Origin of the sequence: Lysinibacillus sp. NPDC093712 (assembly GCF_050280025.1) — a bacterium.
In the GTDB taxonomy this organism is placed as follows: Bacteria; Bacillota; Bacilli; order Bacillales_A; family Planococcaceae; genus Lysinibacillus.
In genome coordinates, this window is the sequence record NZ_JBNNUU010000009.1 from 20,449 (window position 1) to 32,447 (window position 11,999).

Sequence of the window (11,999 nt, forward strand, 5' to 3'; positions counted from 1 at the left end):
ACCGTCGCTGTCGCGTCGTCTGTTGCGTCTTACTTTGCGTGCGTTCCCGCAGGACTCTACGTGGGTTTTTACTTGGTATTCCCTACTGGCAAAATTCAGAATTGTTTCGGTGCCTGTCACTGACACTTGTCACTGACACTTAATATCTCCTTATAAAAAATGATTTCTTATGCGTAAAAACCCACTTCGCTTTCCGCGGGCACGTCGTAAGCCGCAACCGTCGCTGTCGCGTCGTCTGTTGCGTCTTACTTTGCGTGCGTTCCCGCAGGACTCTACGTGGGTTTTTACTTGGTATTCCCTACTGGCAAAATTTAGAATTGTTTCGGTGCCTGTCACTCTTATTTGTCACTCTTATTTTGCAAAAGGAAGGCTTGCCAGTACACCGTTATACAATTTTAAAATGACATAAACTAATAATGAAAATAATATTGTCCACATGAAAAGTTCAAATATTAGTAATCCAATCGTGCCACCCATGGACATAAAAAGGCTCATTTTATAGATAAGATAAATGAAATAGACAAAAATCGTTAATATGAATATACCTGCTAATGCATAAATGGATTGAATAGCAAAAACAGAACACATAGCGCCAATAAATAAAATGACATAGCCTCCACGTGCTTGGCTTACTGCTGCCCCTTCATTATCTTTTGAAAAAAATAACATTCCTAGCTCATGAATTGTTTCACCAACTAATTTAAGCGCTGAAATTGCCATAAAAAAAATAACTGCAAATACAACAAGCAATAATACACGTAATTCAATATCCGATAAAAATTCACGCATTCCTGAATAAACACCGATTGCTTGAAATAATTGTAATGCTTCGCCTACTGCATACATGCCGAACGTTAAACTAAACAATAAAATTGTAATTAATGGTAAATAACCATATATGTAAGGGTTCCTCATAAAAATTTTTTTCCTCTGTTTTTTTTGATAACTTCCTATTTATAATATAGCTAAAATTCTCCTGCTATCCAAGCTAAATCCTGTTAGTCCAAATGCATTCCCTACGAAAGTACGTTATAATTATTACACTTACCTGCATAAAGGAGGATTTTTTTGTTACAAGTACTCTATATTTTCATCCCGATGCTTGCTGCAATATTTGTGCCTTTTATATATAAAAGCGTTAAAAATATTCACACAGGCTGGTTTGTTCTGGCAGTACCTGCAACACTCGCCGTTATTTATGCTACTTATATAGCGAGAGTTGCCCAAGGAGAAGTGTTTTATGATGGAATACCTTGGATTCCATCGCTCGATATTTCTGTCGTATCATATATAGATGGACTTAGCTTACTGTTTTCGTTACTCATTACAGGAATTGGCTCACTCGTTGTGCTTTACTCCATTTTTTACTTAGATAAACATAAAGAAAAACTACATAATTTTTATGTTTACTTATTATTGTTTATGACCGCAATGCTCGGTGTTGTACAATCTGATCATTTAATTACTTTGTACTTCTTCTGGGAGTTAACGTCGATTTCATCATTCCTACTAATTGGTTATTGGTACACACGTGATGCTTCTCGCTTCGGTGCACTAAAATCCATGATGATTACAGTTTTCGGCGGCTTAATGATGTTAGGAGGATTTATCCTTCTTTATTTAATGGGTGGAACATATTCAATTCGTGAACTTATTGCAATGGCACCAAACTTAGTGCAACATCCATTGTTCACATGGGCACTCGTTTTATTACTTCTAGGCGCATTTACAAAATCTGCACAATTCCCATTCTACATTTGGTTACCCGATGCAATGGAAGCACCGACACCAGTCAGCGCATATTTACACTCTGCAACAATGGTAAAAGCAGGGATTTACTTAGTGGCTCGCTTTACACCAATCTTCGCAGCTTCTGAGCTATGGGTATGGCTTGTTACAGGAGTAGGTCTGTTAACGCTATTCTGGGGTTCGTTCTTTGCAGTCAAACAAACCGATTTAAAAGGAATTCTAGCGTTTTCTACTGTCAGTCAGCTTGGATTAATTATGTCCCTACTAGGCGCTGGGGCAGTTGCATTTCATGTAAACGGTGCAGCTGATTCAGTGTTTAAATATGCGGCATTTGCAGCCATTTTCCACCTTATTAACCACGCGACATTTAAAGGTAGCTTATTTATGATTGCAGGAATTATCGATCATGAAACAGGTACTCGTGATATCCGTAAACTTGGGGGATTAATGAGCATTATGCCTCTTAGCTTTACAGTGGCGGCAATTGGTAGCTTCTCGATGGCTGGATTACCTCCATTTAATGGTTTCCTAAGTAAGGAAATGTTTTTAACTGCTATGTTAGCACTTCAAAATTTTGAATTTTTTGGTTTTGATACATGGGGCGTTCTTTTCCCTATCGTTGCATGGATAGCGAGTATTTTTACGTTTATTTATAGTTTCTACTTTGTATTTAGAACATTTACAGGAAAATATAAACCCGAGCTTTACGCTCATAAACCACATGAGGCTCCAATTGGTATGCTTATATCACCGATGATTTTAGCATCATTAGTAGTCATTATTTTCTTCATCCCTAATATCATTGGGGATACGTTTGTTAAGCCTGCGGTACAAGCTATTCAGCCGTTTTTATATGATGTTCCTGAAGATATCAATATTCACGTGGCTGCCTGGCATGGGGGGCTAACACCGGAGTTAATCATGACTATCGGCATTGTCATTATAGGCGTCTTATTATTTGTTGCCTTACCTAAATGGCAGGGCATCTATAACCTATTCCCACGTGCTCTTACGCTCAATAATGCATATGACAAAACAATGCTTGGTTTAGATGTCGGATTAAATCGTATATCACGTCTTTATATGACTGGTTCAATGCGCCACTACTTATTGTATATGTTTAGTGCTATTGCCGTTATTTCCATTGGGACATTATTTGCCAAGGATGCTTTTTCATTATCATTTGAGGGTGCGGCGCCAATTCGATCTTACCAATTAATTTTAATTGTTGTATTAATTATTGGCACAGCGATTACGATTTTTGCGAAGTCACGTCTTACAGCAATCATTGGACTTGGCTCTGTCGGATACACTGTTGCATTATTTTTCGTAATTTTTAATGCACCTGATTTAGCTTTAACACAGCTAGTTATTGAAACTATTTCTGTCGCATTATTTTTATTGGCGTTTTATCATCTTCCGAAGCTCGGAAAACGTGAAGAACGCATGCGCTTTCAGTTGAATCGTGCGGTTATTTCCATCGCAGTTGGTGTGATGGTGACGCTTATAGCCTTATCGGCACATTCTCAAAAGTTTGTCCCGACTATCTCAAAATATTACGAAGAAACCGTCTATTCATTAGCAGGTGGCGGGAACATTGTAAATGTTATTTTAGTAGACTATCGTGGCTTTGATACATTATTTGAAATTACAGTGTTAGGTATTGCTGGAATGGCAATTTTAGCAATGATCAAGCTGCGTATGAATAGAAAGGAGAAATCGCATGAAAACAAATGATGTGATAATACAATTTACAGCTAAAATTGTATTCTTCATTATTTTCTTCTTCTCCATTCATATTTTTTTAGCTGGTCATTATACACCAGGTGGAGGCTTTGTTGGAGGACTTTTAACATCCAGTGCCATCGTGCTCTTAGTACTTGCCTTTGATTTAAACACTGTACGTAAAGTTTTACCGATCAACTATACGTATTTAACTGCAACGGGCTTATTATTGGCACTTGCAACAGCGGCATTCCCTATGTTTTTGGGAAAACCATTTTTCACACATTTCTTTGATTATTTCGAACTACCGCTTCTGGGTAAGCAATCCTTACACACTGCCATGCTTTTTGACAGCGGTGTTTACTTGGTTGTTGTTGGCGTTACGATGACCATTATTCAAACGATTGGAGAGGATGAATAATGGAAATAATTATGGCGTTTGTCATTGGCTTTTTGTTTATGGCAGCGGTTTATTTAATATTATCGAAAAGCTTATTACGCATTATTATCGGTACTGGGCTTCTAAGCCACGGTGCACATTTACTCATTTTAACAATGGGTGGACTTACAGGGGAGGCTCCTCCTGTTTTAAAAGAAGGTGCCAAAACGTTTGCTGACCCTTTACCACAAGCTTTAATTTTAACAGCTATTGTTATTAGCTTTGGGGTAACGGCTTTCTTCCTAGTACTTGCATATCGCTCATATCAGGAGCTAGAAACAGATGATATTAGCTTAATGAGAGGAAGTGATGAGGATGAATAACTTCCTTTTACTACCAATCATCATTCCGTTCTTCTTCGGCATGATATTAATGTTTGGGCAGAAAAATTTAAAATATCAGCGCACGTTTGCTTTACTAGGCATTCTACTTGCTTTCATATCAGCCGTTTCACTTTTATGGAAAGTAAAAAATGATGGTCTGCAGAAAGTTACATTCGGAGATTGGCCTGTACCCTATGGTATAACAATGGTTTCTGATATGATGTCTGCACTGTTAGTAACTACAACCTTACTCATTGCATTCTTCGTTGTATGGTACGGCTTTGGTTCTATTACAAATGAGCGTGAACGCTTTTTCTATTATCCTGGTATTATGTTTATTTTAACAGGTGTGAATGGCGCATTTACGACAGGGGATATTTTTAACTTATTCGTATTCTTTGAAGTATTATTAATGGCGTCATATTTACTAATTGTACTAGGTGGAGAAAAAGGACAACTTAAAGGCTCCATTAAATATATTTTAATTAATGTCATATCTTCGGCATTATTTGTGATTACAGTAGCTTTCCTTTACTCAGTTGTAGGCACACTGAATATGGCAGACATTGCGGTGAAAATTAGCGAGATTAATCAGCCAGGTATCATAACCGTTATTGCTGTGCTGTTTTTAATGGTATTTGGTTTAAAAGCGGCGATATTCCCGCTTTACTTCTGGCTTCCAACTTCTTATGCAGCTGCACCGATTCCTGTGTTAACACTATTTGGTGCACTTCTAACAAAAGTTGGCGTTTACGCGATTACTCGCACATACACACTATTTTTCGTACATGATTTATCGTATACACATCATTTACTGATGATACTAGCAATTGGAACGATTATTGCAGGCTGTATTGGGGCACTTGCCTATTACGATGTCAAACTCATTATTATCTATAACATTGTTATTGCGGTAGGTGTCATTTTATTTGGTGTATCTCAAATGAATGAAGTGGCGTTAAAGGGTGCGATGTTCTACTTAATCCATGACATGCTTATAAAGGCAGCCCTCTTTATGTTGATTGGTATTGTAATCTACATTACAGGCACATCAGATTTACGGAAAATGGGCGGTCTTATGAAAAAGTACCCTGTGCTAGGCTGGTTTTATTTAATAGCTGCCTTCGGTTTAGCAGGGATTCCCCCACTTAGTGGTTTTGTTGGAAAGCTGTTAATCGTTCAAGGCGGCTTTGAGGCTGGTAGCATGTGGAGTAGTATCTTTATTTTAGCCTCATCTTTACTTGTGCTACTTTCTGTTATTCGTATTTTCCTTTATGCCTTCTGGGGAGAGGAAAAAGCGACAACGGGTACTGTTGATAAAAAAGTATATACTACCCTTTTTGTACCAACTGTCGTATTAGTCCTTATTACAGTAGCATACGGTGTTGGTTCAGAGTGGATTACACCATTCATGGATGATGCTGCGAAACTATTAAATGACCCATCTATTTATATAGATGCTGTAATGAAGGAGGATTAGAGCTATGGCATTTCAAATTATTTTAAACTTTGCTCTTGCCTTCGTTTGGATGTTTCTTTCATCTAACTATACAGCAACAGGCTTTATAGTAGGCTTCATTCTCGGTATTATATTGCTCGTGATTATGAGAAGATTCTTTTTTAAACGTCTCTATGTTTTCCGTATATGGGCAATCATTAAACTTACTGCGCTCTTCTTTAAGGAGTTAATATTAGCAAATATTCAAGTACTGAAAGTTGTGTTAAAGCCTAAGCTAGATATGCAACCTGCCTTTTTTGCTTACCCTACTGTCCTGAAAGAAGATTGGGAAATTACATTATTATCAAGTCTCATTACTCTAACACCAGGAACCGTTGTCGTTCATGTATCGGACGATGCAAAAACATTGTTTGTCCATGCTATTGATATTAGTGATGTAGACGATGCCATTGCATCCATTCGTGATTCTTTTGAAAAAGCCATTTTGGAGGTGAGTAGATCATGATGACGTTTATTATTGCAGCGATCGTAGTGATTTGCTTATCAATGATTGCCGTGATTTTCCGTATGGTGAAAGGGCCATCCGCGTCCGATCGCGTCGTAGCACTAGATTCCTTAGGAGTGTCACTCATTTCATTAATCGCTTTATTTTCAATTTTAGTGGAGACGAGCTTCTTTTTAGAAATTGTATTATTGTTAGCGATTTTATCGTTCATCGGTACAGTTGCTTTCTCTAAATTCATAGAGAAAGGAGATATCATTAAACGTGACAATTCTCGCTAATACTATAGTTATTCTGTTCATTTCTATCGGGGTACTATTTATCGTCGTAACAGCTATTGGGCTAATTCGATTACCTGATTTGTATACACGTGCACATGCCGCTTCTAAAAGTGCAACACTCGGTGTTATGTGTGTATTGATTGGCGTATTCTTTCACTTTTGGCTTATCGAGGATCATTTTAACCCTCGTATATTACTCGGTATATTGTTTCTCTTTATTACAGGCCCTGTCGGTGGACATATCATGACCCGTTCATCCTATATAGCAGGTGTTAAACCTTGGAAGGGAACAGTACGTGACGAGCTAGGTCCTGAAATTGATAAAATGAAAAAAGAACAAGGTATCAAATAAGAAGCTGAGACAAAAATAAGAAAGTGTTAGATTGACTGCAATCAATCTAACACTTTTTGTTACGCCGTTTATGTTCGCTATAGCTGTTGCTTCCCGCAGGTTTACCGGCGATTTCTCTGGTTTTACTGGCGATTCAGGGGCCCTTATCGGCGATTCCCGCTGTTTTATCGGCGATTCAAGGGACTTTTTCGGCGATTTCTCTTGTTTTAAATATAGCCTTTTTCTGTTAAAAACGTCGTTAACTGCTCGACACATTTCTCAATAGAGTAGCGCTCAGTATCCAAAATAAATTCTGGATGTTCAGGTTCTTCGTATGGCGCACTAATACCTGTAAAATTAGCAATTTCCGCATTGCGCGCTTTTTTATAAAGACCTTTTGGATCACGCTGTTCACATGTTTCTACGGAGCATCTTACATACACTTCTAAAAATTCTCCCTCTTCCACTAGCTTACGAACAACTTTGCGATCTTCTCTATAAGGTGAAATAAATGCAGTGAGCACAATTTGACCGCCTTCCACAAAAAGCTTGGAAACTTCCCCGATACGCCTTATATTTTCCTTACGGCTTACTTCGTCAAAACCTAAATCATTATTTAACCCATGTCGTACATTATCGCCGTCCAGTACGAATACCTGGTTCCCTCGTTCAAATAGGGCACGGGCAAGGGCATTTGCTACGGATGATTTCCCTGAAGCTGATAGCCCTGTAAACCATAAAATAAAGCTTTGATGTTTGTTTTGAGTGTGACGTTCTTCTTTTGTAATGGATGACTCATGCCAAACGATATTGGAACTCATTTTAACACCTCCTCACGCATTCCTTTAATAAGTACATCGACAACCTCTTTACGACTAAATGTACTTGGAGGAACTTCCCCGTTTCGAAGCATTTCGCGCACCTTCGTACCAGATAAAATAACATGGGATGCACTATCATGCGGGCATGTTTTTGTTGTAGCCATCCCTTCACATGTAGTGCAATAGAAACTATGCTCAAACTTTAACGGCACAATACCAAGCTCATCTTCTGTAAATTGTTCAAAGATTTTTTGAGCATCGTATGTTCCATAATAATCACCTACCCCTGCGTGATCACGTCCTACAATAAAATGGGTGCAGCCGTAATTTTTTCGCACAAGTGCATGGAAAATGGCTTCTTTTGGCCCTGCATAACGCATTGCTGCTGGAAAGACGCCTAATTGCACACGATTTTGAGGATAGTAATTTTCTAAAAGAACCTCATAGCTCTCCATACGTATAGCTGCCGATACATCATCCGACTTCGTTTCACCTACTAACGGATTTAAAAATAAGCCATCGATTGTTTCTAATGCCGCCTTTTGAATATATTCATGTGCACGATGAACAGGATTACGTGTTTGGAAGCCAACAATTGTTTGCCATCCCTTTTCCTTAAACAGCTGACGTGTCTCCTTTGGATCAAATGAATAAGGAGGGAATTTTTGCTCAAGACGCTGTATTAATGTAATTTTACCTCCAACATATATTGCCTGCCGCTCATGGAGCTTTTTCACACCAGGATGCGCTAAATCCTGTGTACCGTAAACGAGTAGTGCCTCTTTTTGTTTATCTGGCTCATATATATCAGTGATATCAATGACACCATAAATTTCGTTGCCATATACTAATTTCGCTTCATCCCCTGGCTGTAATGTTGCTGCGACTTCGTTGTTAACAGGAAGTGTAATAGGAATACTCCACACAATGCCAGAGGCTAACCTTGTATGTTCAACGACAGATTCATAATCACTTTTAGTTAAAAAACCATCGATTGGGCTATATCCTCCAATTGCAATTAACTCTAAATCACTTAACGAAATTGCATCCAATTCAATCTCCTTTTTAATATGTACTACCGATTTTTGTGGATTATAGGCTTGCACTAAAGCACCGCCATGTGGTTGTAGCGTCATTTTTATTCCCCCTAATTTAATTTGAAAAGTATGTTTTATAATTAAATGCCTTCACCTGCATTCTAAATTAAGCGTTCCTCTTCAAAACGCCCCTATTCATGTAGCCCACATTCAGTTTTAGCAGATCCTTGCCATCTGCCTGCGCGTAGGTCATCCATTGTAAAGGCTGGTTGTGTACAGTGTTCACAGCCAATGCTCGGATAGCCTTGATCGTGTAACGGATTGTAAGTTAAATCATGCTTTGAAACATAACGCCATACATCTTTCCACGACCAATGAATGAGCGGACAAATTTTAATCGACTTAAATTTATCATCACGATTGATAAAATTCGTCTGCTGTCGTGTCGGGGATTGTTCCCTGCGCAAACCTGAAATCCAAGCTGTAGCTCCTGATAATGCCTCATGTAATGGCTTAATTTTTCGAATATCGCAGCACTTATTAGGGTTGGACTTCCATAATTCATCTCCATATTGAGCCTTTTGTTCATCAAGTGTAAGCTTAGGTTTCTGCAAAATTATATTGAGCTGTGGATATTTGTGCTTTACACGTTCAATCGTTTCATATGTTTCTTTAAAATGGACATCTGTGTCTAAAAAAACGATAGTAGCGTTTGGCTTAACCTTTGAGATGAGATCGATTAATACAATTCCCTCTATACCAAAGCTACAGGCATAAACGATATCATCGTCATATTGTGCATAGCTCCATTGTAAAACCTCTAGTGCACCTTTAAAGGATTCATCCACTCCAAAATTAATCGTTGGCTCCTGCCAAGTTGCATACGTTAACATGTAATCCCCCTCGAAACATTTTCGGATATAGCAAAAGGCGTTTTAACAACAGACACAACAATTGCATTGTGCCTTCGTTAAAACGCCTCTAGTTTGACTAGCCAGCTTTTATGGATGATTGTAAACTAGTAATCTTGTACCTCATTCAGCAATCATACTTCTTATTACCAAATATATACTAAATTACACCTAGTAGTCAACTAGGTTTTATTAAAAATCTAAACTTATTTCAGCAGTATCATTTTATACCCCATTTGAATGTCACGCTCATCATTTACAAATAATTTTATTCAAATAATTGGTCTTTTGCTACTCATCGTCTGCACATCAGTTAATTGTCTGAAAAAAAAACAGAAATTTTTCATAATTCCTTGTTGACTAATAGGAAATATATGTTTAATGTGGTACTAAGCTAATAAAAAACAAAAAAATGCTGATCAGAGGATCTGAAGGCCATCTACTCAAAATGTGTTTGTACACGTTTTTGAGAGATGGTCTTTTGTGTTCTTTTGAGAAAAAGGGGAGATTTTTGATGAAAAAAAGAAAGCATATTTTTCAATCATTTGTACTCTTATCTGGCTTAACTTTAATGTTAACAGGATGTAATAGCACATCCACAGACAACGATACAAGTACGGAAGACACAAAAAAGTCAGTTGAGCTACTAAATGTTTCTTATGATCCAACGCGTGAGCTTTATGATGAATTTAATAAAGACTTTATCGCAAAGTGGAAAAACGAAACAGGTCAAGATGTGAAGATTCATCAATCACATGGTGGCTCGGGTAAACAAGGGCGAGCGGTCATTGATGGTCAAGAAGCCGATGTTGTGACACTAGCACTAGCCTACGATATTGATGAAATCGCCCAAGCTCGCGATTTGCTAAACAAAGACTGGCAAACAGAATTTGAAAATAATTCTACACCCTACACTTCTACAATTGTTTTTTTAGTACGAAAAGGCAATCCAAAAGCTATACATGACTGGAGTGATTTAACAAAAGACGATGTATCAGTCATCACACCAAACCCAAAAACTTCAGGCGGTGCACGTTGGAATTACTTAGCTGCATGGGGATTTGCTGCAAAGTTGTATAACAATGACGAGAAGCAAATAAAGGATTTCATGAAGGCATTGTACAGCAATGTAGAGGTACTTGATTCTGGGGCTCGCGGCGCAACGACGACGTTTGTTGAACGGAAAATAGGTGATGTGTTAATTGCTTGGGAAAATGAAGCTTATTTATCACTTAATGAATTAGGGGAAGATGAATTTGAAATCGTTACACCTTCATTGAGTATTTTAGCAGAGCCTCCTGTTGCAATTGTTGACAAAATTGTAGATAAAAAAGGGACGCGCGAAGTAGCAGAAGCATACTTACAACATTTATATAGCGATATTGGGCAAGAAATTGCTGCAAAAAACTACTATCGTCCACGCAATGAAGAAATATTAGCAAAATACCAAGATCAATTTCCAAAGCTTGAGCTCATTTCAATTGAAGACTTTGGCGGTTGGGCAGAAGCACAGTCAAAGCATTTTAAAGACGGTGGCACGTTCGATGAAATTTACGTTCCACAATAAGGAGGCATATGATGACTAGCCTAACAGTAAAAAAGAAGCCGGCACGTGTTATTCCCGGCTTTCATCTTTCTCTCGGTTATACAATGCTATACGTTAGCTTGCTTGTGCTCTTGCCTTTAGCAATGATTTTTATTCAGACGATGTCCTTGAGTTGGGCTGAATTCGTGACAATTATAACCGATCCACGTGCAGTTGCCTCCTATAAGCTCAGTTTCGGCACAGCACTAGCCGCTGGTTTACTTAATGTTGTCTTTGGCACCATTATCGCTTGGGTACTCGTGCGTTACCATTTTCCGTTTAAACGCATCATTGACGGTCTTGTAGATTTACCATTTGCTTTACCTACAGCAGTAGCAGGAATTGCTTTAACATCCCTTTATGCCCCGAATGGTTGGATCGGTCAATTTTTCGATTTTAAAATCGCCTTTACACCACTTGGTATCATCATTGCACTAACCTTTATTGGACTTCCATTTGTAGTGCGCACCGTGCAACCTGTTTTACAAAATATTAGTACTGAAGTCGAAGAGGCCTCAGCAAGTCTTGGAGCAACAAGGCTCCAAACAGTCATAAAAATTATTTTCCCCGAACTAGCACCTGCCATTTTAACAGGCTTTTCTTTAGCCTTTGCACGTGCCCTAGGGGAATATGGATCAGTTGTCTTTATTGCTGGGAATATGCCGATGAAGACGGAAATTACACCGTTAATCATTATGACAAAGCTTGAACAATATGACTATGCTGGCGCTACGTCTATTGCTGCCGTCATGCTTATTACATCATTTGTCTTATTGTTCACCATTAATTTAATACAGTGGCTGGCAAATCGTCGCTTTGTACATTAGGAGGTATTT

13 protein-coding genes are annotated in these 11,999 nt (G+C 38.3%); 9 read left to right on the forward strand and 4 right to left on the reverse strand.

Features of this window, described 5'->3' with window-relative positions:
* Nucleotides 1–351 precede the first annotated feature (351 nt).
* Entirely contained in the window at nt 352–915 is a 564-nt protein-coding gene (locus ACQKNX_RS21820; protein ID WP_427430655.1) for a DUF5366 family protein, read from the reverse strand.
* A gap of 153 nt (nt 916–1,068) precedes the next feature.
* Between ACQKNX_RS21820 and ACQKNX_RS21825 the strand changes: the two genes are divergently transcribed.
* Genes ACQKNX_RS21825 through mnhG form a run of 7 tightly spaced genes read left to right on the forward strand, consistent with a single transcriptional unit; the run spans nt 1,069 to nt 6,830 of the window.
* A complete protein-coding gene (locus ACQKNX_RS21825) occupies nt 1,069–3,486 on the forward strand; it encodes a Na+/H+ antiporter subunit A (RefSeq protein ID WP_427430656.1) in 2,418 nt (805 codons plus the stop codon).
* Nucleotides 3,473–3,895: a Na(+)/H(+) antiporter subunit B gene (locus ACQKNX_RS21830; RefSeq protein WP_427430657.1), complete on the forward strand. Its 423-nt coding sequence runs from the start codon at nt 3,473–3,475 to the stop codon at nt 3,893–3,895. The genes ACQKNX_RS21825 and ACQKNX_RS21830 overlap by 14 nt, the downstream gene beginning before the upstream one ends.
* Nucleotides 3,895–4,236, forward strand: coding sequence for a Na(+)/H(+) antiporter subunit C (locus ACQKNX_RS21835; RefSeq protein ID WP_024364871.1), 342 nt, complete (start codon nt 3,895–3,897; stop codon nt 4,234–4,236). The genes ACQKNX_RS21830 and ACQKNX_RS21835 overlap by 1 nt, the downstream gene beginning before the upstream one ends.
* Nucleotides 4,229–5,716, forward strand: a complete 1,488-nt coding sequence (locus ACQKNX_RS21840; RefSeq protein WP_427430658.1) for a Na+/H+ antiporter subunit D — start codon at nt 4,229–4,231, stop codon at nt 5,714–5,716. The genes ACQKNX_RS21835 and ACQKNX_RS21840 overlap by 8 nt, the downstream gene beginning before the upstream one ends.
* A 4-nt stretch (nt 5,717–5,720) precedes the next feature.
* Nucleotides 5,721–6,200, forward strand: a complete 480-nt coding sequence (locus ACQKNX_RS21845) for a Na+/H+ antiporter subunit E (RefSeq protein ID WP_427430659.1) — start codon at nt 5,721–5,723, stop codon at nt 6,198–6,200.
* Complete coding sequence (locus tag ACQKNX_RS21850; protein WP_139860686.1) at nt 6,197–6,478, forward strand: Na(+)/H(+) antiporter subunit F1; 282 nt, start codon at nt 6,197–6,199, stop codon at nt 6,476–6,478. The genes ACQKNX_RS21845 and ACQKNX_RS21850 overlap by 4 nt, the downstream gene beginning before the upstream one ends.
* Entirely contained in the window at nt 6,462–6,830 is a 369-nt protein-coding gene (gene mnhG / locus ACQKNX_RS21855) for a monovalent cation/H(+) antiporter subunit G (protein WP_340822851.1), read from the forward strand. The genes ACQKNX_RS21850 and mnhG overlap by 17 nt, the downstream gene beginning before the upstream one ends.
* A gap of 206 nt (nt 6,831–7,036) precedes the next feature.
* Here the strand turns inward: mnhG and cysC are convergent, their stop codons facing one another.
* The 3 genes from cysC to ACQKNX_RS21870 form a co-directional block, all read right to left on the reverse strand.
* Nucleotides 7,037–7,630 carry an adenylyl-sulfate kinase gene (gene cysC, locus ACQKNX_RS21860; RefSeq protein WP_427430660.1) on the reverse strand — a complete coding sequence of 198 codons (594 nt, stop codon included), beginning with the start codon at nt 7,628–7,630 and terminating at the stop codon, nt 7,037–7,039.
* Nucleotides 7,627–8,766 carry a sulfate adenylyltransferase gene (sat, locus tag ACQKNX_RS21865; protein ID WP_427430661.1) on the reverse strand — a complete coding sequence of 380 codons (1,140 nt, stop codon included), beginning with the start codon at nt 8,764–8,766 and terminating at the stop codon, nt 7,627–7,629. Before sat ends, cysC begins: the two co-directional genes overlap by 4 nt.
* A 92-nt stretch (nt 8,767–8,858) precedes the next feature.
* Nucleotides 8,859–9,560, reverse strand: a complete 702-nt coding sequence (locus ACQKNX_RS21870; RefSeq protein ID WP_427430662.1) for a phosphoadenylyl-sulfate reductase — start codon at nt 9,558–9,560, stop codon at nt 8,859–8,861.
* Between the two features lie 532 nt (nt 9,561–10,092).
* Here ACQKNX_RS21870 and ACQKNX_RS21875 point away from each other — a divergent pair.
* Complete coding sequence (locus ACQKNX_RS21875) at nt 10,093–11,145, forward strand: sulfate ABC transporter substrate-binding protein (RefSeq protein ID WP_427430663.1); 1,053 nt, start codon at nt 10,093–10,095, stop codon at nt 11,143–11,145.
* An 11-nt stretch (nt 11,146–11,156) separates the two neighbouring features.
* On the forward strand, nt 11,157–11,990 hold the full coding sequence (gene cysT / locus ACQKNX_RS21880; RefSeq protein WP_427430664.1) for a sulfate ABC transporter permease subunit CysT: 834 nt from the start codon (nt 11,157–11,159) through the stop codon (nt 11,988–11,990).
* Nucleotides 11,991–11,999: the final 9 nt, after the last annotated feature.

Excerpts from the sequence above, each read along its gene's own strand:
- ACQKNX_RS21820 (WP_427430655.1), bottom strand. The coding sequence starts at position 915 with ATGAGGAACCCTTACATATATGGTTATTTACCATTAATTACAATTTTA.
- ACQKNX_RS21830 (WP_427430657.1), top strand. The coding sequence starts at position 3,473 with ATGAAAACAAATGATGTGATAATACAATTTACAGCTAAAATTGTATTC.
- ACQKNX_RS21835 (WP_024364871.1), top strand. The coding sequence starts at position 3,895 with ATGGAAATAATTATGGCGTTTGTCATTGGCTTTTTGTTTATGGCAGCG.
- ACQKNX_RS21840 (WP_427430658.1), top strand. The coding sequence starts at position 4,229 with ATGAATAACTTCCTTTTACTACCAATCATCATTCCGTTCTTCTTCGGC.
- ACQKNX_RS21845 (WP_427430659.1), top strand. The coding sequence starts at position 5,721 with ATGGCATTTCAAATTATTTTAAACTTTGCTCTTGCCTTCGTTTGGATG.
- ACQKNX_RS21850 (WP_139860686.1), top strand. The coding sequence starts at position 6,197 with ATGATGACGTTTATTATTGCAGCGATCGTAGTGATTTGCTTATCAATG.
- cysC (WP_427430660.1), bottom strand. The coding sequence starts at position 7,630 with ATGAGTTCCAATATCGTTTGGCATGAGTCATCCATTACAAAAGAAGAA.
- sat (WP_427430661.1), bottom strand. The coding sequence starts at position 8,766 with ATGACGCTACAACCACATGGCGGTGCTTTAGTGCAAGCCTATAATCCA.
- ACQKNX_RS21870 (WP_427430662.1), bottom strand. The coding sequence starts at position 9,560 with ATGTTAACGTATGCAACTTGGCAGGAGCCAACGATTAATTTTGGAGTG.
- ACQKNX_RS21875 (WP_427430663.1), top strand. The coding sequence starts at position 10,093 with ATGAAAAAAAGAAAGCATATTTTTCAATCATTTGTACTCTTATCTGGC.
- cysT (WP_427430664.1), top strand. The coding sequence starts at position 11,157 with ATGACTAGCCTAACAGTAAAAAAGAAGCCGGCACGTGTTATTCCCGGC.